15 protein-coding genes and 1 tRNA gene are annotated in these 23,223 nt (G+C 62.5%); 10 read left to right on the plus strand and 6 right to left on the minus strand.

Features of this window, described 5'->3' with window-relative positions; translation table 11 throughout:
• Window positions 1-60 precede the first annotated feature (60 nt).
• The 3 genes from glnL (at window position 61) to F759_RS0111295 (ending at window position 5,236) form a co-directional block, all read left to right on the plus strand.
• On the plus strand, window positions 61-1,203 hold the full coding sequence (gene glnL, locus F759_RS0111285) for a nitrogen regulation protein NR(II) (RefSeq protein ID WP_027799941.1): 1,143 nt from the start codon (window positions 61-63) through the stop codon (window positions 1,201-1,203).
• Window positions 1,204-1,251: 48 nt separating this feature from the next.
• A complete protein-coding gene (gene ntrC / locus F759_RS0111290) occupies window positions 1,252-2,772 on the plus strand; it encodes a nitrogen regulation protein NR(I) (protein ID WP_027799942.1) in 1,521 nt (506 codons plus the stop codon).
• A gap of 310 nt (window positions 2,773-3,082) precedes the next feature.
• Window positions 3,083-5,236, plus strand: a complete 2,154-nt coding sequence (locus F759_RS0111295) for a prolyl oligopeptidase family serine peptidase (protein WP_027799943.1) — start codon at window positions 3,083-3,085, stop codon at window positions 5,234-5,236.
• A gap of 69 nt (window positions 5,237-5,305) precedes the next feature.
• On the opposite strand, the gene xth is transcribed toward F759_RS0111295, so the two are convergent.
• Entirely contained in the window at window positions 5,306-6,082 is a 777-nt protein-coding gene (gene xth, locus F759_RS0111300) for an exodeoxyribonuclease III (protein WP_027799944.1), read from the minus strand.
• A gap of 193 nt (window positions 6,083-6,275) precedes the next feature.
• Here xth and F759_RS0111305 point away from each other — a divergent pair, with 193 nt between their 5' ends.
• A complete protein-coding gene (locus F759_RS0111305; protein ID WP_027799945.1) occupies window positions 6,276-6,563 on the plus strand; it encodes a hypothetical protein in 288 nt (95 codons plus the stop codon).
• A gap of 114 nt (window positions 6,564-6,677) precedes the next feature.
• Window positions 6,678-6,754, plus strand: a tRNA-Met gene (locus F759_RS0111310).
• 123 nt (window positions 6,755-6,877) lie between these two features.
• Here F759_RS0111310 and F759_RS0111320 read toward each other — a convergent pair.
• Window positions 6,878-7,576 (minus strand): aspartate/glutamate racemase family protein, encoded by a 699-nt coding sequence (locus tag F759_RS0111320; RefSeq protein WP_027799946.1) that lies wholly within the window; start codon window positions 7,574-7,576, stop codon window positions 6,878-6,880.
• Between the two features lie 212 nt (window positions 7,577-7,788).
• Here F759_RS0111320 and F759_RS0111325 point away from each other — a divergent pair, with 212 nt between their 5' ends.
• Window positions 7,789-9,081, plus strand: coding sequence for an amidohydrolase family protein (locus F759_RS0111325; RefSeq protein ID WP_027799947.1), 1,293 nt, complete (start codon window positions 7,789-7,791; stop codon window positions 9,079-9,081).
• 161 nt (window positions 9,082-9,242) lie between these two features.
• On the opposite strand, the gene F759_RS0111330 is transcribed toward F759_RS0111325, so the two are convergent.
• On the minus strand, window positions 9,243-11,351 hold the full coding sequence (locus tag F759_RS0111330) for a M3 family metallopeptidase (RefSeq protein WP_027799948.1): 2,109 nt from the start codon (window positions 11,349-11,351) through the stop codon (window positions 9,243-9,245).
• 267 nt (window positions 11,352-11,618) lie between these two features.
• On the opposite strand from F759_RS0111330, the gene F759_RS0111335 reads away from it, so the two are divergent.
• Complete coding sequence (locus F759_RS0111335) at window positions 11,619-12,773, plus strand: acyltransferase family protein (RefSeq protein ID WP_027799949.1); 1,155 nt, start codon at window positions 11,619-11,621, stop codon at window positions 12,771-12,773.
• A 115-nt stretch (window positions 12,774-12,888) separates the two neighbouring features.
• Here F759_RS0111335 and folD read toward each other — a convergent pair whose 3' ends face one another.
• The 3 genes from folD to fixL form a co-directional block, all read right to left on the minus strand.
• On the minus strand, window positions 12,889-13,749 hold the full coding sequence (gene folD / locus F759_RS0111340) for a bifunctional methylenetetrahydrofolate dehydrogenase/methenyltetrahydrofolate cyclohydrolase FolD (protein WP_027799950.1): 861 nt from the start codon (window positions 13,747-13,749) through the stop codon (window positions 12,889-12,891).
• Window positions 13,750-14,083: 334 nt separating this feature from the next.
• Window positions 14,084-14,731 carry an oxygen response regulator transcription factor FixJ gene (gene fixJ / locus F759_RS0111345; RefSeq protein WP_027799951.1) on the minus strand — a complete coding sequence of 216 codons (648 nt, stop codon included), beginning with the start codon at window positions 14,729-14,731 and terminating at the stop codon, window positions 14,084-14,086.
• A complete protein-coding gene (gene fixL / locus F759_RS0111350) occupies window positions 14,728-17,244 on the minus strand; it encodes an oxygen sensor histidine kinase FixL (RefSeq protein ID WP_036024150.1) in 2,517 nt (838 codons plus the stop codon). The genes fixJ and fixL overlap by 4 nt, the downstream gene beginning before the upstream one ends.
• 275 nt (window positions 17,245-17,519) lie before the next feature.
• Between fixL and aceE the strand changes: the two genes are divergently transcribed.
• From aceE to F759_RS0111365, 3 genes are all read left to right on the plus strand, one after another.
• The gene (gene aceE, locus F759_RS0111355) at window positions 17,520-20,216 is read left to right on the plus strand and encodes a pyruvate dehydrogenase (acetyl-transferring), homodimeric type (RefSeq protein WP_027799953.1); all 2,697 of its coding nucleotides are present in this window, start codon (window positions 17,520-17,522) and stop codon (window positions 20,214-20,216) included.
• An 85-nt stretch (window positions 20,217-20,301) separates the two neighbouring features.
• On the plus strand, window positions 20,302-21,990 hold the full coding sequence (gene aceF / locus F759_RS0111360; protein WP_027799954.1) for a dihydrolipoyllysine-residue acetyltransferase: 1,689 nt from the start codon (window positions 20,302-20,304) through the stop codon (window positions 21,988-21,990).
• A gap of 260 nt (window positions 21,991-22,250) precedes the next feature.
• Window positions 22,251-23,223 (plus strand): FAD-dependent oxidoreductase (locus F759_RS0111365; protein WP_027799955.1); only part of this gene is annotated, 973 nt, incomplete at its 3' end.

The raw sequence follows: 23,223 nt of genomic DNA on the forward strand, positions 1-23,223 counted from the left end.
CCTTTTTCGTTGGACCGGGCGCATTGATTTGCCACCATCTCCTATCGGCCAGACTGCAAGATGGTTCTAAAAAATCTGATCAAGGCGAGGAAAGGGCACGAGCAGACGCTGTCGGATGACGCGCAGCTCGTCGCTTCCGGTCTGTTGCCAGGCTTCGAGGCATTGCCGACCGTCGTATTGATACTCGACAAGCGCACGCTGCGCGTCGCGTTTGCGAATCCGTCGGCCGAGTCGATGCTCGAACTGTCGCGCAAGCAACTGACGCAGATGGCATGGCCGGACATCTTCTCGAATGCCGACGAACTGGTCGCGACCATCACTTCGATCGCCGCCCACCGTTTTCACGCGACGCATCTCGACGCCGTGCTCGAGCGGCCAGCCCACGAACCGCTGCACGTGCATGCGATCGTCGGCTTTCTGGAAAGCGCGCAAGACTACGTGCTGCTCGAACTGTTCGAAAACGAACGGCATTTGCGCAGCGACCGCGAGGAGCGCATCAACGATCTCACCGCAGTCAACAAACAATTGATTCGCAACCTCGCGCACGAAATTAAGAATCCGCTCGGCGGCATTCGCGGCGCGGCGCAGTTGCTCGAATTCGAACTGGGCGAGCGTCAGCGCGACGAATTGCGCGAGTACACCCAGGTCATCATCAAGGAATCGGACCGCTTGCAAACGCTGGTGGACCGGTTGCTCGAGCCGCATCGTCATCCGCATATCGTCGGCGACGTGAATATTCACGAAGTGTGCGAGCGCGTGCGCCAGGTGATTCTGGCGGAGTTTCCGCGCGGCCTCACGATCGAGCGCGATTACGACGTCAGCGTGCCGGACCTGCGCGGCGACAAGGAGCAATTGATTCAGGCGCTCCTGAACATCGTGCGTAACGCGGCCGAAGCACTGCGAGAACGCATTTCGCAAGGCGACGCGCGCATCGAATTGCGCACGCGCATTGCACGCAAGATCACGGTGTCGAAACGCTTATGTAAGCTGGCACTGGACTTGCATATCATCGACAACGGCCCCGGTATTCCCGAGGAAATCCGTGACCGCATCTTCTATCCGCTCGTATCGGGGCGCGAGGACGGCAGCGGTCTCGGTTTGACGCTCGCGCAGACGTTCGTGCAACAACACGACGGTTTGATCGAAGTCGAGAGCCGGCCTGGCCACACCGAGTTTCAGATTCTGCTGCCGCTCGACTGCTAACACTGCATCTGCATACCGCAGGCATCTCAAGACTTCTGACAGACCTATATGAAGCCGATCTGGATAGTAGACGACGATCAATCGATTCGCTGGGTGCTTGAGAAAGCGCTCGCTCGCGAAAACTTCGCGACTCGCAGCTTCGCGAATGTGCGCGAGGCATCGGCGGCGCTCGATCACGACAGCCCGCAGGTGCTGGTGTCCGACATCAGGATGCCCGGCGGCTCCGGCCTCGAATTGCTGCAAACCGTGCGTGACAAGGTGCCGGGCTTGCCGGTCATCATCATGACGGCGTTTTCCGATCTGGATAGCGCGGTTGCCGCATTCCAGGGCGGCGCGTTCGAATATCTCGCGAAGCCGTTCGACGTCGACAAGGCGGTGGAACTGATCCGCCGCGCAGTCGATGAAAGCATGCGCGGCGAACAGACGTGGGACGACCGCGTTGCCGAGGCACCGGAAATGCTCGGCCAGGCGCCGGCGATGCAGGACATGTTTCGCGCGATCGGCCGTTTGTCCCATTCCGCGGCAACCGTGCTCATTACCGGCGAATCGGGCACCGGAAAGGAACTGGTCGCGCGCGCGTTGCACCGACATAGCCCACGCGCGAACGGTCCGTTCATTGCGCTGAACACGGCGGCGATTCCGAAGGATCTGTTGGAATCCGAACTATTCGGTCACGAGCGCGGCGCGTTCACCGGCGCGCAGGCGATGCGTCAGGGCCGCTTCGAGCAGGCCGAGAACGGCACGCTGTTTCTCGACGAAATCGGCGATATGCCGTTCGATTTGCAAACGCGTCTGTTACGTGTGCTGTCGGATGGCCAGTTCTATCGGGTCGGCGGGCACAATCCGTTGCGCGCCAATGTGCGCGTGATCGCGGCGACGCATCAGAACCTCGAATCGCGCGTACGTCAGGGCTTGTTTCGCGAGGACCTGTATCACCGCCTCAATGTGATCCGCTTGCGTTTGCCCGCATTGCGCGAGCGCAGCGAAGATATTCCGCTGCTCACGCGGCACTTCCTGCAAAAGAGTGCGCGCGATCTCGGCGTGGAACCGAAGCGCGTGTCGGAAGAAGCGCTCGCTTATCTCGCGTCGCTGCCGTTTCCGGGCAACGTGCGGCAGTTGGAGAATCTTGCCAACTGGCTCACGGTGATGGCGCCGGCGCAGACCATCGAGATCAAGGATTTGCCTCCCGATCTCGGTCCCGCGCAGGCTGGCGCAACGGATCTCGCTGGCGGTGGCGGCACCGTGCTCGGCACGGCAGACGGGACCCTTGCGGGCTCTGCGTCGTTCAACGGCGCGAATCCCACGGCGACGCATGCCGCAGCGGCGGGGGGCATGCCGGTTGTCACGCCCGTCAGTGCATGGGAAGGCGGCTTGCGCACCGAGGTCGCGCGTCTGTTGCGCGAGAATTCCGCCGATGTGATGGACGAACTCGCGCGTCGTTTCGAAGCTGCGGTGATTCGCGAGGCGCTCGACTTCACGCGTGGACGCAAGGTCGAAGCGGCGGAGCGTCTCGGCATCGGGCGCAATACGATTACGCGCAAGATTCAGGAGCTCGACCTCGAGCCGTGACGGTCGCGGATCGAGGCGCGGAAGGGCAGGGCGGCGTGCCGGCCGCCGGTCTGGTCTATCGCCCGTTTGCTGTGGGTCAGTTGCCTCGGTTGCGGCGGTTGCCGCGGTTGTTGCGGTTACCTCGTTGTTCGAGTTGCCACGGTTGTCGCGGTTGCCCCGATTGTCCGAGTTATCGCAGTTCCGTAGTTGCCGCAGTGCCGCAGTTGCCGCAGTCGCCAGATCGCCCTTCGTCGCATTTCGCACGAGCCGTTGAACCTGGCTCGCGCGGCCGCAAGGCATAATCAACGCTGTTTTCATTCGACAGCCGACGATGCCTTCTGCTTCTTCCGTTCTTTCTTCCTGGCCGCTTTCCCCCGATCCGTTCCTCTGGCTCGAAGCGCCCGACGACCCTGAAGCGCTCGCGTGGGTCGAGAGTCAGAATGCCCGCACGCGCGCGGCATGGTGCAGCGGCACGCAATTCGAAACGCTCAGGCAACGTCTCGCCGATGCCTATTTGCCGCGTGAACGTCCGGTGATTCCCGACCGTTGGAAAGACTGGGCGTACGACCTGTGGCAGGACGAACTCAATCCCAAGGGCATCTGGCGGCGCACGAGCTGGGCGGCATGGCGCGGCGGCAAGCCCGAATGGCAGAACCTGATCGACTTCGATGCACTCGGCGAAGCAGAAGGAACGCCGTGGGTATGCGCGGAGTTCGACATTCTCTATCCCGATGGCGATCGTGCGTTGATTACGATGTCGCCGGGCGGCTCGGACGCGCTGGTGCTCCGCGAGTTCGACATCGATACGCGGCGTTTCCTGGACGATGGTTTTGCGATCGCGAAAGCCGGCAAGCACACCGCGTCGTGGATCGACCGCAATACGCTTTACGTCGGTTGGGACAATGGGCGCAAGAGTCTGACGCGCTCCGGCTATCCGCGCGAAGTGCGGCGCTGGACGCGCGGCACGGCGCTCGCCGATGCACCCGTCGTGTTCAAGGGCGCGTTCAGCGACATCGGCGTGGAAGGACATTACGATCCGGTGGAAAAGCGGCACACGGTGGTGAGCAGCGTCGATTTCTTCGATTCGCATACGTACTACCTCGACGAGGCGAGCGGCGCAGATGGCGCTCAGGTTCCCGTCGATCACTGGCGCCGTTACGACGTGCCGTCGCATGTGGCAGTGAGCGGCTGGCAGGGCTGGCTGCTGCTGGAGCCGCGCCTCGACTGGCACTCCAATGGCGTCGTGTATCAGGGCGGTGCATTGCTGGCGATTCGCGAAGCCGCGTTTCTGCATGGCGCGCGTGACGTGACGCCGCTGTTCATGCCGACTGCGCACACCTCAGCATGCGAATGGACGCATACGCGCAAGCAGCTCATCGTCTCGTATCTGGAAGAGGTGCAGAACAAGACCTTGTTGTTCACGACGTCGCAGGCCGCCGATCAGACATGGCGGTGGCAGCAACGCGTCTTCCCATCGCGTGAGGACACGCAAGCCGACGTTTCGCCGGTGGAGGCGACGCTAAACGACGAGGTGTTCGTCGATACCGATGATTATCTTCAGCCGCCCGCGTACTGGCTCGCCGATCTTGCCCGCGACGATCTCAGCGAGTGGGAGTTGCTCGACCGCTGGCCGACGCAGTTCGACGCGACACGCTTCACGGTGACGCGCGGCCATGCAGTTTCCGCGGACGGCACGCGCGTGCCGTACACGGTGATCGGACCGCGCGCCGCTCAAGAGAAGCAGTGCATCGCCTCCGCAAAAGACGAGTCCGCCTCACAACCTGCCCGGCCCTGTCTGCTGACCGGCTACGGCGGCTTCGCGATTCCGTTGCTGCCGAGCTATCTGACGGGGCAGGGCATCGGCTGGCTGGAGCGCGGCGCCGTGTACGTGGTCGCGCATATTCGCGGCGGCGGCGAGTTCGGCACGCGCTGGCATACGGCGGCGCAAGGCAAGCAGCGGCAACGCGCGTTCGACGACTTCATCGCGGTGGCCGAGGCGCTGATTGCGAGCGGCGTGACGAGTGCCGCGCAACTCGGCATTCAGGGCGGCAGCAACGGCGGCCTGCTGGTGGCGGCATGCATGGTCCAGCGTCCGGAGTTGTTCGGTGCGGTGATCTGCGAAGTACCGCTGCTCGATATGAGCCGCTATCACCTGCTGCATGCGGGGGCATCATGGATCGACGAATACGGCGATCCCGACGATCCGCACGACGCACGCGTGCTCGCTACGTACTCGCCTTACCATCGCGTGTCGGCGGACGTGACGTATCCGCCTGTGCTCTTCACGACGTCCACCGCCGACGATCGCGTGCATCCCGGGCATGCTCGAAAAATGGCCGCGCGCATGCAGGCGCTCGGTGTCGAGAACGTGTGGTATCGCGAGAATACGGAAGGCGGGCACGGCGGCTCCGATGAGCTGGAGCAGGCCGAGCACGATGCGATGGTGTTCGAGTTTCTGTGGCGAACGCTGAGCGCTTCGGCTTGAGGTTTCGCGAATGCCGCTCCGGCAAGGCCGTTTGATGTTGCGGGCCTCGCCAGCTCTTGCCTGTGTTGGTCAGCCGATCTGCGCGACGACGGGCGCGTGGTCCGACGGCTGATCCCACTTGCGCGGGACCTTGTCGACTTCGCATGACGTGCACGTATCGGCCAGCGCCTTCGACAGCAGAATATGGTCGATGCGCAGGCCCGCGTTGCGGCGAAAGGCCATCATCCGGTAGTCCCACCACGAGTAGATTTTTTCAGGCTGCTCGAATTGACGGAATGCGTCGACGAGACCGAGTTCGATCAACCGCACGAACTCGGCGCGTTCTTCCGGCGACACCAGATTCTGGCCTTCCCACGCCTTCGGATCGTGCACGTCGCGATCGTCCGGTGCGATGTTGTAGTCGCCGAGGAGCGCGAGCGTCGGATAGTGCGCCATTTCGCTTCCGATCCAGTCGTGCAGCGCTGCTAGCCAGCGCAGCTTGTAGGCGAATTTGTCGGTGCCCGGCGCCTGGCCGTTGGGGAAGTACGCAGAAATAATCCGCACGCCTTCGACGGTTGCCGCGACCACGCGCTGCTGCAAATCTTCGAAACCAGGAATGTTTCGCACGATGCTGCTTTCGTCCACGTGCAGCCCTTCGCGCACGAGGATGCCGACGCCGTTGTACGTCTTCTGACCCGCGAACCAGCTGCGGTAGCCTTTCTCTTCGAGTTCGGCGCGTGGGAACTTCTCGTCGGGCAGCTTCAGCTCCTGAAGACACAGCACGTCGGTGCGGCTGGTCTCAAGCCAGTCGATCACATGCTGCTGGCGGACTTTGAGGGAGTTGACGTTCCAGGTGGCGATTTTCACGGGAAATTCTCAAGCTGAATGGCGCAGGAGCCGTAGCTTACCAGCGCACACACGCAGGCGAGGATTTTCGCGCGGCTCGAATCGCGCCGAGTGAATCGAAAATAAAAGACCGGTGGGCGACGCGTGCGGCGTATAGTGGGGATCACACTTACAGTTCGACTTGTTCAGGCACCGGCGTGCAGCGGAGGGCATCATGGCTCAACTTTATCCAGATCTTTATAAGGACTTCGAAGTGCATCCGCTGGTTTTCTCGCGGGCATTCGACAAGTTCGACGGTCATAAGCGGCATGCGGAAGGGTACGACGTCGCGGTGCGCGTCTGCCGTCCCGGCGCGATCAGCGGTTCGAAGGCGAGTCGCGTATTTCGTCTCGTGCTGCCCGCCACGTTCTCCGATTTCGGCGTGGCCAAACGCAGCGCGAGCCAGTACGGCGCGGACATTATCGACGGCAAGATCGAGGGTGCAACGGTTCAGGATCTTTGAGCCGCGGTGCGTGTTTCGGCACGAACGTTTGCGCTTCGATGAAGATAATCATGCGATTGTTAGGTTGATCGTTTGACGTCGTGCGAACATCTCTATACAATCCTTTTTCTCTGACGCGGGGTGGAGCAGTCTGGCAGCTCGTCGGGCTCATAACCCGAAGGTCACAGGTTCAAATCCTGTCCCCGCAACCAAGCATTGTTGAAAGCCCGCTGGCGCAAGCCACGCGGGCTTTTTAACTTTGTGGCAGCACGAATTCTCGCGCTGCGATTGTCAATGCCATTGCCAATGCGATGAATCCCGTCGTGCATCCGCATTCATTGTGACCCAATCGCCCACTCAACCGCCGCTTGCGCGTGCAATGCCGTGGTATCGAAAACGGGCAGGACAGAATCTTCCGGCTTGATCAACAACGTGATCTCGGTGCAGCCGAGAATCACCGCCTGTGCGCCGCGCGCGGCCAGCGATCCGATCACGCGTTGATACACCGCGCGCGATTCGCTGTTCACGTTGCCATGACACAGCTCGTCGTAAATGATGCGGTGTACGTCCGCGCGTTCGGCCTCTTCGGGAACCAGCGTCTCGAGTCCATAGCGCTCGCGCAGGCGGCCGGTGTAGAACGTCTGCTCCATCGTATAGCGCGTGCCGAACAAGCCGACCCGCTCGATGCCCGCCGCGCGCAGCGCCGCGCCGGTCGGATCGGCGATATGCAGGAACGGCACGTCGATTGCCCGCTCGATCGATTCGTACACTCGATGCATTGTGTTGGTCGCGAGCATCACGAGATCCGCGCCGCCGCGTTCGAGTTGACGCGCCGCATCGGCCATCTGTTCGCCGAGCGCTTGCCAGTCACCCGCGCGCTGATTCGCTTCGATCGGCGCGAAGTCCACGGTCAGCATCAGGCTGCGCGCGTTGTGATGACCGCCGAGGCGCGCTTTAGCGTGACGGTTGAGCAGCCTGTAATACTCGGCCGACGATTCCCAGCTCATTCCGCCGATCACACCTATCGTTTTCATTTGCACGCTCCTGAATCAACGAATCCCAAGGAATGAGCCGAGTATAGGTGCGCCACGCCGCATGCAGCCGATACGGATTTCGCAGTGCGCACCGGTACGGCAAGCGTGATAAACGCCAGATAAAGCGTCCGATAAAACCCGCGGTTACTTTCTGACGCCGATAGAATCATTATCAACGCAAGCGGACGGACACACGGAAAAGGGAGCGAGATATGGATCTGATCATCCGCCGCGCGATGCTGCCGCAAAGCGTCGCGCCGCAGCACGCGCACGCGGTCGACATCGGCATTGAAGCGGGGCGCATCGTTGCCCTGGAGCCGAATCTGGCCGCCACCGCGCGCGAGGAAATCGACGCAGCCGGCTCGCTCGTCACGCCGCCCTTCGTCGATCCGCATTTCCATATGGACGCGACGCTCTCGTACGGTTTGCCGCGCGTGAACGCGTCGGGCACGCTGCTCGAAGGCATTGCGCTGTGGGGCGAACTCAAGCCGCATCTCACGCAGGAAGCGTTGATCGAACGCGCAATGCAGTACTGCGACTGGGCGGTCGCGCGCGGGCTGCTTGCGATCCGCAGTCACGTCGATGTATGCGATCCGCGCCTTCTCGCCGTCGAGGCGCTAGTCGAGGTGAAGCGCCTCGTCGCGCCGTATCTCGATCTGCAACTGGTGGCGTTTCCGCAAGACGGCGTGCTGCGCAGCCCCGGCGCTTTCGAGAACCTGAAGCGGTCGATCGCAATGGGCGTCGACGTGGTCGGCGGCATTCCGCATTTCGAACGCACGATGGCCGACGGCGCGCAGTCGGTGCGGATGCTGTGCGAGTACGCGGCGGAGCAGGGCGTGCGCGTCGACATGCATTGCGATGAATCGGACGATCCCATGTCGCGCCACATCGAAACGCTCGCGGCGGAAACGCAGCGCCTCGGCTTGCATGGACGCGTCACCGGTTCGCATCTGACCTCGATGCATTCGATGGACAACTACTACGTAAGCAAGCTCTTGCCGCTCATGCGCGAGTCGGGCGTCGCGGCCATCGCGAATCCGCTGATCAACATCACGTTGCAGGGACGCAGCGACACGTATCCGAAGCGGCGCGGCATGACGCGCGTGCCGGAGATGATGGCGGCAGGCATCAACGTCGCCTTCGGCCACGATTGCGTGATGGATCCGTGGTACAGCCTCGGCTCGGGCGACATGCTGGAAGTCGCGCACATGGGTTTGCACGTCGCGCAGATGACGGGCGTCGAAGGCATGCACGCGTGTTTCGACGCGGTCACGGTGAACGGTGCGCGTATTCTCGGCCTCGAAGACTACGGCGTCGCGCCCGGCTGCGCGGCGAACCTGGTGTTGCTCGACGCACGCGATCCCGTCGAAGCGATCCGCTTGCGTGCGGCGCGACTGGCGGTGATAAGCCGCGGCAAAGTGGTGAGCCGCGCTCCGGCTGCGCGCGCGGCGCTGTCGCTGGAAGGGCGTCCCCCGGCGGTGGATTTCAAGCTGCATCGCGGCTGAGCGCGGCGCGTGCCGGACAAACAAAAGCCGGTGTCCGCTCTGCGGAACACCGGCTTCTTTACATCGGCACTGACTAATGTGCTGATTGAGGTGCTAAATGAATTGCTGAATGAGGTGAGAAATGACGCGCCGAGTGTTCACTCCGCGCATCATGCAACGTTTCAATGCGCCGCGGCGGGCGCCATACCGTTATGACGCAACAAAGCGTCGATATTCGGCTCGCGTCCGCGGAACGCCTTGAACGATTCCATCGCCGGACGGCTGCCGCCCACCTCCAGAATCTCCTTGCGATAGCGCATACCAGTCGTCTGATCGAGCACGCTGCCGCTCGCGGCTTGCGCCGCTTCCTCGAACGCGGCGTACGCGTCGGCGGACAGCACCTCGGCCCATTTGTAGCTGTAGTAGCCCGCCGCATAACCGCCCGCGAAAATATGGCTGAACGTGTTCGGCCAACGCGAGAACGGCGCCTGCGGCACGACATGGAAGCGCTCGTTGATCTCGCTCGCGAGTTCGGTCGCGTTCTTTGCGCCGGCTGCGTCGAAGCTGGTATGCAATTGCATGTCGAACATCGAGAACACGATCTGGCGCAGTGTGCCGAGACCACTCTGGAAATTCTTCGCGGCGAGCATCTTGTCGAACAGTTCGCGCGGCAGCGGTTGCGCGGTTTCGACGTGCGAAGTCATGTCCGAGAGCACGTCCCACTCCCAGCAGAAGTTCTCCATGAATTGCGACGGCAGTTCGACCGCGTCCCATTCCACGCCGTTGATGCCGGACACGCCGAGTTCATCCACGCGGGTCAGCATGTGGTGCAGGCCATGACCGAACTCGTGAAAGAGGGTGATGACTTCGTCGTGCGTGAAGCAGGCGGGCTTGCCGCCAACCGGCGCCGAGAAGTTGCAGGTCAGATAGGCAACCGGTGTTTGCACGCCGCCATGCGTATGCTTGTGACGGCCGCGCGCGTCGTCCATCCACGCGCCGCCGCGTTTGCCTTCGCGTGCATACAGGTCGAGATAGAACTGCGCGACAAGGCCGCCGTCCTGATTCTCGACGCGGAAAAAGCGCACGTCCGGATGCCAGACGGCTGCCTCATCGCGGCGGATGCGCACGCCGAAGAGCGTCTCCGTGACTTTGAACAGACCCTTGAACACGGCATCTTCCGGGAAGTACTGTTTGACTTCGTTCTCCGAGAACGAATAGCGCTTCTGACGCAGACGCTCGGCGGCAAACGTCATGTCCCAAGGTTGCAGATCGCTCAAGCCAAGCTCGCTCGCGGCGAACTCGCGCAACTCCTTCCAGTCCTGTTCGGCGTGCGGGCGCGCGCGCGTGGCGAGGTCTTCGAGGAACGCCATGACCTGTTCTGGCGATTCCGCCATTTTCGGCGCGAGCGATACTTCGGCGAAATTTTTATAGCCGAGCATGTGCGCCTCTTCGGCACGCAGCTTCAACTGGTCGGCGAGTACCGACGTGTTGTCCCAGTCGGGCTTGCCGTTACCGTGTTGCGGGCCGAGTTCGGATGCGCGCGTCACATACGCGCGGTACATCGCTTCGCGCATCGGACGGTTTTCCGAGTACTGCATGACCGGAAAATACGACGGGAAGTGCAGCGTGAACTTGTAGCCGGTCTTGCCTTCGCGCTCGGCTGCTTCCTTCGCGGCCTCGATCACGTCTTCGGGCAAGCCGGCCAGTTCCGCCTCATTGCCGGTTCCGACGACATACGCATAGGCGTTGGTCGCATCGAGCACGTGGTCGGAAAACGCTTTCGACAACGCCGCCTGACGTTCCTGCAATTCAGCGAAGCGCGGCTTCTGGTCTTCGGGCAATTCGGCGCCGGACAAACGGAAGTCGCGCAGCGCGTTGTCGAGAATCTTCTTGCGTTCGCCTGTGAGCGAGGCGAATTCGTCGCTGGCGTTTAGCGCCTTGTACTTTTCGTAGAGCGCCAGATTCTGCCCGACGCTCGACCAGAATTCGGTGACGCGCGGCAGATTCTCGCCATACGCGGCGCGCAGTTCGGGCGTATCGGCGACGGCATTCAGGTGGCCGATCACGCTCCAGGCGCGCGACAGCGGTTCGGTCGCGCGCTCGACCGGTTCGACGACATCCGCCCACGAAGCGGGCGTGATCGGCTGAGCGGCGCGTTCGACGGCGGCGGTGGCATCGGCGAGCAGCACGTCGAGTGCGGGCGTCACGTGTTCGGGGCGGATTTCGCCAAAGCGCGGCAGGTCGGAAAAATCGAGGAGCGGATTGTCGTGATTCGAGACGGTAGTGGACATTGAGGCTTCCTGTCTGACGCGGGTGAACGGGTAATCGGTACTTTAATCGGTGCTTCGGCGGCGTGCGCGACGCAGTCCTATAAACACCCCACACCAGCATTATTGGGGCAGGGCGCGCCGATTCCAATCGTCGGCACACAAATTACCAGATGTCGCGGCCCCACGGTTTCTGTGCGAAAGCGAACGGTGCGAAATGGTGTCGCGCCGCATGCTGACGCGTTCTTCGTGTCGCTGTCGTGTTGCGACGCTTATCAACAAGAGGTATCGATGAACCCGCTTTCGCACGTACTCTCGCGTAACGGCAACAACTTCGACCTCGTGCGCCTGCTGGCCGCCGTGGCCGTCGTGTATGGCCATTCGTATCTGCTGCAGGCGCCGGACGGCACGACCGACTGGGTCCAGAACGCGCTGGGTTTCGATGGTTTCGGCGCGCTCGGCGTCTACGCGTTTTTCCTGCTGAGCGGCATGCTGGTGACCGCCAGCTTCGACCGTCAACGGTCGGTGCCGCGCTTTGCCGCGCTGCGGATTGCACGCCTGTGGCCGGCGGTCGCGCTTGGCTCGTTGGTCACGGTGTTTATCGTCGGGCCGTTTTTTACGACGCTGCCGCTGCGCGAGTATTTCAGTTCGGGCACGACGTGGGCGAATCTCGACAACTTTTCGACCATCGTGATGAAAAGGGGCTGGGCGTTGCCGGGCGTGTTCGAACACAACCGTTTTCCGGTCGACGTCTGCGGCCCGTTGTGGACCTTGCCGCTCGAAGTGCGCTGCTATCTGCTCGTGCTCGTGACCGGCTTTCTCGGGCTGCTTTCGAGCGTACGCGGCGCGGCGCTCGCGGCGGCGCTCGGCATTGCCGCGTTCGTTGTGCGCGTGCACTTCTCGCCGCATCTGACGCCACATTCGCTGCCGCTCGTGCAGGTCGGCCTGCGCGACTTCAGCGAGACGCCCGGCGGCTATTCGTTCTGGCCTGAGCCGTTCTTCATGCTCGGGATGCTGCTGTATGGCTTGCGCGAGCGGATCGTTATCAACGGTCTGACGGCGCTCGCGTTCACGATGGTGTTTCTGGTGTTCCGCGATACGGCCGGCGCGCAGCCGCTGTTCTATCTGGCTTTCGTGTACGGCGTGCTGTGGGTGGGGACGACGCCGCTGTTGCGGCGGTTCGTGCCGCGCCATGACTACTCGTATGGGATCTATCTGTATGGCTTCATGGTGCAGCAATGCGTTGCGGATATCGCGCCGCAATTGGACCATATGGCGGCCGTGCTGGTCGCCGCGCCGTTCATCCTCTTGTGCGCGGCTTTGTCGTGGCACTTTGTCGAGCGGCCGGTGCTCAAGTGGTGCCGCGGGCGTCTTGCGCGGCCGCGGACAGTGCGTGCAGACAGCGTGTCGGTGGGGGAGCGGGCGGCGGGCGATACCGCGCGGTGAGTGCGCAAGGGTGCCTATCTCATCGAGGCTAACCGCGTGGTGCGCGCTGGGCCGTGTTGGATCAGACGCGACGACGCTGAGTCCGGGCTGGGCACCCCACGCTTTCTTTCTTACCTCAGCCCTTCTGCGCGGCCTTGCGCTCCGCCGCTTCGATCGTGTTGACGAGCAGCATGGTGATCGTCATTGGGCCGACGCCACCCGGCACCGGCGTGATGTAGCCGGCCACTTCCTTGACGCCCGCGAAGTCGACGTCGCCGCACAGCTTGCCGGCTTCGTCGCGATTCATGCCGACGTCGATCACGGCCGCGCCCGGCTTCACCATGTCGGCAGTGAGAATGTTGCGCAGGCCGGTGGCGGCCACCACGACGTCGGCGTTGCGCGTATGCGCGGCCAGATCGCGCGTCTTGCTGTGGCAGATCGTGACGGTCGCGCCCGCTTCCAGCAGCAACAGCGCCATGGGCTTGCCGACGATGTTCGAGCGTCCGATCACCACCGCGTTCGCGCCTTGTAGCGGAATCTCGTAAGCGGCGAGCATCTTCATCACACCATACGGCGTACACGGGCGGAACAGCGGCTGGCCCGTCAGCAACGCGCCGGCATTGGCGACGTGAAAGCCGTCCACGTCCTTTTCTGGCGCGATCGCCTCGATTACCTTGTGGCTGTCGATATGCGGCGGCAGCGGCAACTGTACGAGAATGCCGTGGATAAGCGGATCGCGGTTCAGTTCGTCGATACGCTCGAGCAGTTCGGCTTCCGGCAGGTCGGCCGGATAGCGGTCGAGCGATGAACCGAGACCGTTGTCGTGGCACGCCTTGACCTTGTTACGTACATACACTTCGCTGGCAGGATTGTCGCCGACCAGCACGACGGCGAGCCCCGGCTGATGGCCGCGGGCGGTCAGCGCGGCGGCGCGCGCGGCGGCGTCGGCACGTAGAGTCTTGGAAAGGGCGAGGCCGTCGATCAGTTTGGCAGTCATGGTCGGTCGAGAGGGGCAGTATGGAAAGCGGAGCAGCGCGCGTGCTGCACGATGGCGTTTTTCAGCGGGAACGGGTCGGCGCATGAAAAGCGCGCGACGCAAATCGGAGCTAGGCGTCGCTGCAAAGTCCGTCATTATACCGGCGTGCGCGGCCATGCCGATGACGTCCGATCGACGGATGCGCTTGCCTGGATGAACCGTTGGCGAGGAGAGAGCCGACGGAAGGCCGGACTGGCTAGTCCGGCCGTCGCGGCCGATGTGGGCGACAGCCTGCGGGTTTGCGCGAAGCGTGCCCGGGACTGTGCCCGGAAGCCGGCCCGAAGCGCAGCGGCGCTTACTGTGCCGGTTGCCGCGGTTTGTTGGACAGCGCGAGTCGCAACAGATCGGCGACCGTATTGACGTTGAGTTTTTCCATGATGTTCGCGCGGTGCGCTTCGACCGTCTTGATGCTGATGCCGAGGTCGTCGGCGATCTGCTTGTTCAGACGGCCGGCAATGATCCGCTCGAGCACCTGGTGCTCACGCGCGGTGAGCTTGCCGAGACGCTCGGCGGCGGCGCGCTGCTGCTGCACGCTGGTGCTTTCACTGCGCGCCTTGTCGAGCATGCGCTCGACCAGCTTGCGCAATTCGGCTTCGTCGAACGGTTTTTCGATGAAATCCATCGCGCCTTTTTTCATCGTGGACACGGCCATCGGCACGTCGCCATGACCCGTCACGAAGATGATCGGCAGCGACGCGTTGTCGGCGATCAGGCGTTCCTGCAGTTCCAGTCCGCTCATGCCGGACATCCGCACATCGAGAATCAGGCAGGCGATCTGGCCCGGGTGCTGGTGCGGCTGCCATGCATCGATGAACTGCTCGGCGCTGGAGAAGCACTGCACGCGGTAGCCGTTCGCCTCCAACAGCCAGCGCAGCGAATCTCGCACGGCCTCGTCGTCGTCGACGACAAAGACAGTTTCCTGTGTGGTGACTGGGCTGTTCATAGCTCTCCCGTAACGGTTTGTGGTGTCGACGCCTCTGACCCGCCGTTGCTCGGGCCGTCGGGCTCTCCAATAGGCAGACTGCAATGGAACGTGGCGCCCGTGATGTGGCCGTCTGATTCGACGTTGTTGACCACCCACAGACGGCCGCGGTGCGATTCGATAATCGAACGGCAAATGTTCAGCCCCATGCCCATGCCGTCGGACTTGGTGCTGTAAAACGGTTCGAACAGCCGCTCGGCTGTCGCTTCGTCGACGCCCGGACCCTGGTCGACGACGCTGATGCAGACAAAGCCGCTTTCCAGCCGCACGACCACGCGGATCACCGGATCGACGGCATTGGGCCGCGCTTCGGCCATCGCCTCGGCGCCGTTCTTCAGCAGGTTCACCAGCACCTGCTCGATCAGCACCGGATCGACGTAAATCACCGGCAGCCGCGAGCGCATATCGGTGACGATGCGGATGCGCCGCTTGCGCACCTCGATCTCGGCGAGGCCCACCGCGTCAGCGACGATGTCCGCGACGCGCGTCGCCTGACGCTTGGGCTCGCTGCGTTTCACGAACTCGCGAATGCGCTTGATGATCATGCCGGCACGGACCGCCTGCTGCGCGGTCTTTTCGAGCACAGGCAGCAGATTGTCAGGCGTCGTCCGACCGGATTTAACCAGTGCAACGGTTCCTGAGCAATAGTTATTGATCGCGGCGAGCGGCTGATTGAGTTCGTGCGCGAGCGATGAGGCCATTTCACCCATCGTCATCAGGCGGCTCGTGAACTGCAGCTTTTCATCCTGCTGGCGCGACAGTTCCTGCGCCTGCTTGCGCGTGGTGATGTCGGTCGCGATCTGCATCTGCGCGAGGTGGCCGTCCACCCACTGGATGTACTGGCGGCGCACTTCGAACCATTTCTGGATGCTTTGCACGTAGATTTCCTGTGCGTCGGCCGTGCTCTCGGTCAACGCGGCGGCGGGCAGGCCGGCGTAGGTATCCACCATATCGATCGAATCCGACGACGCCTGTGCGCTATCGAACCCGCCGCCCGCCAATTCCAGGTGGCCGTCCGGGCGAATCCCGAACAGGTGCCGGTAGTAGCGGTTGGCGAACAGCAACTCGGCTTCGTCGGCGGCGAGCACGGAGACGGCGGCGTCGAGGCTTTCGAGCACGGTCGTGAAGCGCTCATGCGCAGCGGCGAGTTCCTCGCGCGCGCGCTTGGGCTCGGTGATGTCGGTCATCGACGACATCCAGCCGGTCTGACGGCCCGAGCTGTCGATGAGAGGTGACACGTAGAGACGCGCGTGAAACGTGGAGCCATCCTTGCGGCGCACCCGCAATTCGAAACCCGAGGACGGCGCCTTGCCGCGCAACGTCATGTCGAGCTGGCGCTGCATTTCCGGATAAGCGTCGCGCGGCCAGTAGGCGAACGGCGCGGTCTTGCCGACGAGATCGCTTTCGTCCCAGCCCGTCATGCGGCAAAAGGCTGGATTCACGTGGGTGATGCGACCGTGCATGTCGAGTACACGCATGCCGATCAGCACGGAGTTTTCCATCGCGCGACGGAAGAACGCTTCGGCGTACAGCGCCTGCTGCGCCTCGAAGCGCTGCCGCGTGTGTTTCCACAAACTCCACAGACTCCACAGCACGAAACACGACAGACCCGCCACCAGCCACACGAGCGTGTTGTTGGTGAAGTTGGTCAACTGCGGGAACGCGTAGACGCGCACCGAGACACCCTGGCCCGGCGGGTCCAGCGGCAGGTCGTAGAACATGTCGCGCGGCAGGCGCGGGCGCGTGGACGTGGTGGTCAGCTCGCGGTTGTTCGCGTCGATGATCGAAATCTTGTACTTGGCCGACAGCTCGGGCGGGATGTCGTGCTTCAGGATGCCTTCCACCGAAAACACGGCGGCGATCGAGCCGAGAAATTCGCGGTCGCGATAAACCGGCGTTTGCAACGTGATGTAGCCGTTGCCGAGATCGTCGTAGATCAGTGGCGAGTAGACCTGGCGGCGCGTGCTGCGCGCCTCGGTGAAGGCGGCTTTGACCGCCTCGTCCATCTGCGTGTCATTGGGCTTCGCAAGCCGCTGGCCGAAGACCGGCAGCGCGGTACTGGGCCAGCGCGGTTGCTGCTGGCTCGTGTACCAGTTCATGTAGAGGATCTCGGGATGCCCTTGCATGATGTCCGTGGTGGACACCTGGAACGACTGCGGATCGGCATGGCCGGCCACGAGATCGCGTGCGAGGGCCTGGATCTGTTCTTGTGCGCCGGTCATGGACAGGCGGATCTGCTGCTGGGCCCAGGCGACGTTACGGTAAAGCGTGTCTTCCTGCTGTTGCTGCTCGCGCCGGTTCAGGCTCCACAGGATCAGGCTCATGACGACCAGGAAAACCAGGATCGACAGGAGTGGCGTCAGCAAATAGGAATTCGACCACCAGGGTCCGTGGTGCCAGCGGGAGGACGGCGTCGAATCCGCTGGCGAACCGGCGGTGCGCGCCGAGCGAGCGAAAAGCCGTTCGGTCAACATGCGTGGCATTGTAGCGCAGCGCGTACCGACCAAATGGCGCAAAAAATCACGGAATGTGCCGTCAATCGGCGCACACTAGCTCGTGTATCCGTCGAAAGGCAGTCGAATCAGGTTGCGTCGCAACAATTTTCCGCATTATGAGAATCGATCTCGTAATTCGAAAATTTTGTTGCGTGGACGTCGGGACCCTTATTACAATCGGCCGAAGCTGCCGCGGCCGTGCTTCGTCCGCGTCGTCTGTTCAAAGAGCGTTCCTCTATATCCAGGAGACGAGCATGTCCGCTGTACCCGACGAAGTCATGAAATATGTCGCCGCTGAAAAAGACGACGATCCCCAGGAAACCGGCGAATGGCTGGAAGCGCTGGATGGCGTGATTTCTGCTGTTGGCCCCGACCGTGCCCACTACCTGATCGAGAAGCAGATCGAGTTTGCCCGCGTGCATGGCGAACATCTGCCGTTCTCTGCCAACACCCCCTACATCAACACGATTCCGGTCGCGCGCCAGGCGAAAATTCCCGGCGACCAGGACATTGAACACCGCATCCGTTCGTACACCCGCTGGAACGCCATCGCGATGGTGCTGCGCGCGGGCAAGGACACCAATGTGGGCGGCCATATCGCGTCGTTCGCGTCGGCGGCCACGCTGTATGACGTCGGCTTCAACCATTTCTGGCATGCGCCGTCGCCCGAACATGGCGGCGATCTCGTCTTCGTGCAGGGCCATTCGTCGCCGGGTGTGTACTCGCGCGCGTTCCTGCTCGGCCGTCTGACCGAAAACCAGCTCGACAACTTCCGTCAGGAAGTGGGCGGCGAGGGCATCTCGTCGTATCCGCACCCGTGGCTGATGCCTGACTTCTGGCAATTCCCGACCGTCTCGATGGGCCTCGGCCCGATCATGGCGATCTACCAGGCGCGCTTCATGAAGTACATGCAGGCGCGCGGCATCGCGAAAACCGAAGGCCGCAAGGTCTGGGCTTTCCTCGGCGACGGCGAAACGGACGAACCGGAATCGCTCGGCGCGATCGGCATGGCCGGCCGCGAGCGGCTCGACAACCTCGTGTTTGTGATCAACTGCAATCTGCAGCGCCTCGACGGTCCGGTGCGCGGTAACGGCAAGATCATCCAGGAACTGGAAAGCGAATTCCGCGGCGCTGGCTGGAACGTCATCAAGGTCGTGTGGGGTAGCCGCTGGGATGCGCTGTTCCAGCGCGACAAGTCGGGCGCGCTGATGCGCCGCATGATGGAAGTCGTCGACGGCGAATATCAGACGTACAAGTCGGAGTCGGGTGCGTTCGTTCGCGAGCACTTCTTCAACACGCCGGAACTGAAGGCGCTGGTCGCCGACTGGTCGGACGAAGACGTGTGGAACCTGAACCGCGGCGGTCACGATCCGCACAAGATTTACGCGGCGTTCTCAGAAGCCACGCAGGCCAAGGGCCAGCCGACCGTCATTCTCGCGAAGACGATCAAGGGCTACGGCATGGGGGAGGCCGGCCAGGCCATGAACATTACCCACCAGCAGAAGAAGATGCAGGTGGAGCAGCTAAAGAAATTCCGCGACCAGTTCCGTCTGCCGATTTCGGACGAAGACCTTGTCAACGTGCCGTATCTCAAGTTCGAAGAAGGTTCGAAGGAACTCGAGTACATGCGTGCCCGCCGCCAGGAACTTGGCGGCTATCTGCCGGCACGCCGCCAGAAGGCCGAGTCGCTGCCGGTGCCGGATCTCTCGGCATTCGAGCCGCTTTTGAAGGGCACAGGCGAAGGTCGCGAGATTTCCACGACGATGGCGTTCGTGCGCATTCTCAACATCCTGCTGAAGGACAAGGCGCTCGGCAAACGCATCGTGCCGATCGTGCCGGACGAGTCGCGCACGTTCGGTATGGAAGGTCTCTTCCGTCAGATCGGCATCTGGAATCAGGACGGCCAGAAGTACATTCCGGAAGATTCCGATCAGCTGATGTTCTACCGCGAATCGGAAACCGGTCAGATCCTGCAGGAAGGCATTAACGAAGCCGGCGGCATGTCGGACTGGATCGCAGCCGCGACGTCGTATTCGACGCACGGCGAGATCATGATCCCGTTCTACATCTTCTATTCGATGTTCGGCTTCCAGCGCATCGGCGACCTCGCATGGGCCGCGGGCGACATGCGCTCGCGCGGCTTCCTGCTGGGCGGCACGGCCGGCCGCACGACGCTGAACGGCGAAGGTCTGCAACATGAAGATGGCCACTCGCTGCTGTGGGCCGCTTCGGTGCCGAACTGCATCAGCTACGACCCGACGTTCGGTTACGAACTCGCGGTCATCATGCAGGACGGTCTGCGCCGCATGGTCGCGGAGCAGGAAGACGTGTACTACTACGTCACGGTGATGAACGAGAACTACGAGCACCCGGCGATCCCGCAGGGCGAGAGCGTAGCGGCCGACATCATCAAGGGCATGTATTCATTCCGCAAGGCAGAAGCCGACAAGAAGACGCCGCGCGTTCAGCTGATGGGTGCGGGCACGATCTTCAACGAGGTGATCGCCGCCGCCGACCTGCTGAAGAACGACTGGGGCATCGCCGCCGACCTGTGGAGCGTGCCGAGCTTTACGGAACTCGCGCGCGAAGGCCACGAAGTCCAGCGCTGGAATCTGCTGCATCCGACGGAAGAGAAGAAGGTCTCGCACGTCGAGAAGCTCCTGAAGGACGCGCCCGGTCCGGTGATTGCCTCGACCGACTACGTGCGTGCGCTGACCGAGCAGATCCGCGCGTTCGTGCCGCAACGTTTTGTCGTACTGGGCACGGACGGCTATGGCCGTTCGGACACGCGCGAAAAGCTGCGCCACTTCTTTGAAGTCGACCGCTACTGGGTCACCGTTGCCGCGTTGAACGCATTGGCAGATGAAGGGACGATCGAACGCAAGGTCGTCGCCGAGGCGCTCAAGAAGTACAACCTTGATCCCGCCAAACCCAACCCGATGACCGTCTAAGGCATCATTCCCCGTGTGCCACGGCGTGCGCGTCTGCTCCTGATCGACAGGGGCAGGCGCGTGCGCGGCCCAGGAGACACTAACAATGAGTCAAGCGATCGAAGTCAAGGTGCCGGACATCGGCGATTACAAGGACATTCCTGTGATCGAGGTGCTGGTCAAGGCGGGTGATACCGTCGAAAAAGAGCAATCGCTCGTTACGCTGGAGTCCGACAAGGCGACGATGGATGTGCCGAGTTCGGCGGCCGGCGTCGTCAAGGAAGTGAAGGTCAAGGTCGGCGACAATGTGTCGGAAGGTTCGCTGATCGTCGTGCTGGATGGCGCGGAAGGCGGCGCGGCGGCTGCCGCTCCGGCTGCGTCGCCCGCACCCGCTGCTGCTCCCGCTCCGGCTGCGTCGCCCGCACCCGCTGCTGCTCCCGCTCCCGCCGCGGCGCCCGCCGCTCCTGCTGCGAGCGGCGGTGGACTGCAGGAAGTCAAGGTGCCGGACATCGGCGACTACAAAGACATTCCCGTGATCGAAGTCGCGGTGAAGGTCGGCGATCGCGTCGAAAAAGAGCAGTCGCTCGTGACCTTGGAATCGGACAAGGCGACGATGGACGTGCCGAGTTCGGCCGCCGGCGTCGTCAAGGAAGTGAAGGTCAAGGTCGGCGATACCGTATCCGAAGGCTCGGTGATCGTCGTGGTGGAAGCCGAAGGTGCCGCCGCAACTCCCGCCCCGGCGCCCGCAGCTGCACCGAAACAGCAGGCCGAAAAGCCGTCGGATGCGCCGATTGCGCCGTCGCCCGCTCCGGCTTCGCCGTCGGCGCTCGCGCAAGCGCCGCTGATCCCGGCAGGCGAAGGCGGCTCGCGTCGCACGAGTCACGCTTCGCCGTCGGTACGCAAGTTCGCGCGCGAACTGGGTGTCGACGTGACGCAGGTGCAAGGCACGGGACCGAAGGGCCGCATTACGCAAGCCGACGTCACTGCCTTTATCAAGGGCGTCATGACGGGTCAGCGCGCAGCGCCGGCCGGTGCAGCCGCGCCTGCGGCGGCTGGCGGCGGGTTGAATCTGCTGCCGTGGCCGAAGGTCGACTTCACGAAGTTCGGTCCGGTCGATCCGAAGCCGCTGTCGCGCATCAAGAAGATTTCCGGTGCGAACCTGCATCGCAACTGGGTCATGATTCCGCACGTCACGAACAACGACGAAGCGGATATCACCGAGCTGGAAGCGCTGCGCGTGCAGCTGAACAAGGAAAACGAAAAGGCCGGCGTGAAGATCACGATGCTGGCATTCGTGATCAAGGCCGTCGTGTCGGCGCTGAAGAAATTCCCGACGTTCAACGCGAGCCTCGACGGCGACAACCTCGTGTTCAAGCAGTACTACCACGTGGGCTTTGCCGCCGATACGCCGAACGGTCTGGTGGTTCCGGTAATTCGCGACGCGGACAAGAAGGGTCTCGTCGAAATCGCGAAGGAAATGACGGATCTGTCGAAGGCCGCGCGCGAAGGCAAGCTGAAGCCGGACCAGATGCAAGGCGGCTGCTTCTCGATTTCGTCGCTCGGCGGTATTGGCGGCACGAATTTCACGCCGATCATCAATGCGCCTGAGGTTGCGATTCTTGGGCTGTCGCGTGGTGCGATGAAGCCGGTGTGGGACGGCAAGCAGTTTGTGCCTAAGCTGATGTTGCCGCTGTCGTTGTCTTATGACCACCGCGTGATCGATGGGGCTGAAGCTGCGCGCTTCAATGCGTATCTTGGAGCGCTTCTTGCCGATTTCCGGCGTGTGATTCTTTGATTGTGGTGTTGCGCGGGGCGCTGGTTTTTTCGTCTGTGATCCGCGCACTTCTGTAGAACCTGCTTTCGCGTCGGTCTATTAGCGTCGCCCCTGTGCGGGGCGGCACCTACTTTTCTTTGTCTTGCCAAAGAAAAGTAGGCAAAAGAAAGGCGCGTCCTTGGGCGGACAGCAAAGGATGATTCTGTTCGCCGCGTTGCCAGTTTTTTGGGCTGAATTTTCGGGTTCTTTGTTCATCACGATCAATAAGAGAAGGGGACACTATGAGTCTCGTCGAAGTAAAAGTGCCCGACATCGGTGACTTCAAGGATGTCGACGTCATTGAAGTGAATATCAAGCCGGGCGATGTCATCGAGAACGAACAGGCGCTGATGACGCTCGAGTCCGACAAGGCCTCCATCGAAGTGCCGAGCGATACCGCCGGCACCGTCAAGGAAGTCCACGTCAAGGCCGGCGATAAGGTCTCGCAAGGCTCGATCATCGCGCTCGTCGAAACGTCGGCGGGTGCGGCGCCTGCGAACGAGGCTCCGAAGGCTGCCGCGAAGGAACCGGAAACAGCGCCTGCTCCGGCGCCTGCTGCCGCATCGCAAGCCGCCGCACCCGCACCCGCGCCGCAAGCGGGCAGCTTCGCCGGCAAGGCCGATATCGAATGCGACATGCTCGTGCTCGGCTCGGGCCCTGGCGGCTATTCGGCTGCGTTCCGTTCCGCGGACCTCGGCATGAAGACGGTGCTCGTCGAGCGTTATGCAACGCTGGGCGGCGTGTGTCTGAACGTCGGCTGTATTCCGTCGAAAGCGCTGCTGCATACGGCGCTCGTGATCGACGAAGCCGAAGCGCTCGGCGCGCATGGCATTACGTTCGCAAAGCCGCAAATCGATCTCGACAAGCTGCGCGAGTTCAAGTCGGGCGTCGTCAAAAAGCTGACGGGCGGCCTCGCCGGCATGGCCAAGATGCGCAAGGTCGAAGTGGTGACGGGCACCGGCTCTTTCGTCGATCCGAATCACATGGAAGTGCAGACCGAGGGCGGCAAGAAGGTNGTCAGGTTCAAGCAGGCGATTATCGCCGCAGGTTCGGAGGCGGTGAAGCTGCCGTTCATTCCGGAAGATCCGCGCGTAGTGGATTCGACCGGCGCGCTCGAACTGCGCCAGATTCCGCAGCGCATGCTGGTGATCGGCGGCGGCATCATTGGTCTTGAAATGGCGACGGTGTATGCCACGCTCGGCGCGAAAATCGACG

Origin of the sequence: Paraburkholderia dilworthii, assembly GCF_000472525.1 — a bacterium.
Classification (GTDB): Bacteria; Pseudomonadota; Gammaproteobacteria; order Burkholderiales; family Burkholderiaceae; genus Paraburkholderia; species Paraburkholderia dilworthii.

Coding starts and splice junctions, on each gene's coding strand:
- fixJ (WP_027799951.1), bottom strand. CDS start 14,731: ATGAACAGCCCAGTCACCACACAGGAAACTGTCTTTGTCGTCGACGAC.
- glnL (WP_027799941.1), top strand. CDS start 61: ATGGTTCTAAAAAATCTGATCAAGGCGAGGAAAGGGCACGAGCAGACG.
- folD (WP_027799950.1), bottom strand. CDS start 13,749: ATGACTGCCAAACTGATCGACGGCCTCGCCCTTTCCAAGACTCTACGT.
- F759_RS0111335 (WP_027799949.1), top strand. CDS start 11,619: ATGAACCCGCTTTCGCACGTACTCTCGCGTAACGGCAACAACTTCGAC.
- aceF (WP_027799954.1), top strand. CDS start 20,302: ATGAGTCAAGCGATCGAAGTCAAGGTGCCGGACATCGGCGATTACAAG.
- F759_RS0111295 (WP_027799943.1), top strand. CDS start 3,083: ATGCCTTCTGCTTCTTCCGTTCTTTCTTCCTGGCCGCTTTCCCCCGAT.
- F759_RS0111330 (WP_027799948.1), bottom strand. CDS start 11,351: ATGTCCACTACCGTCTCGAATCACGACAATCCGCTCCTCGATTTTTCC.
- ntrC (WP_027799942.1), top strand. CDS start 1,252: ATGAAGCCGATCTGGATAGTAGACGACGATCAATCGATTCGCTGGGTG.
- fixL (WP_036024150.1), bottom strand. CDS start 17,244: ATGTTGACCGAACGGCTTTTCGCTCGCTCGGCGCGCACCGCCGGTTCG.
- aceE (WP_027799953.1), top strand. CDS start 17,520: ATGTCCGCTGTACCCGACGAAGTCATGAAATATGTCGCCGCTGAAAAA.
- F759_RS0111305 (WP_027799945.1), top strand. CDS start 6,276: ATGGCTCAACTTTATCCAGATCTTTATAAGGACTTCGAAGTGCATCCG.
- F759_RS0111320 (WP_027799946.1), bottom strand. CDS start 7,576: ATGAAAACGATAGGTGTGATCGGCGGAATGAGCTGGGAATCGTCGGCC.
- F759_RS0111325 (WP_027799947.1), top strand. CDS start 7,789: ATGGATCTGATCATCCGCCGCGCGATGCTGCCGCAAAGCGTCGCGCCG.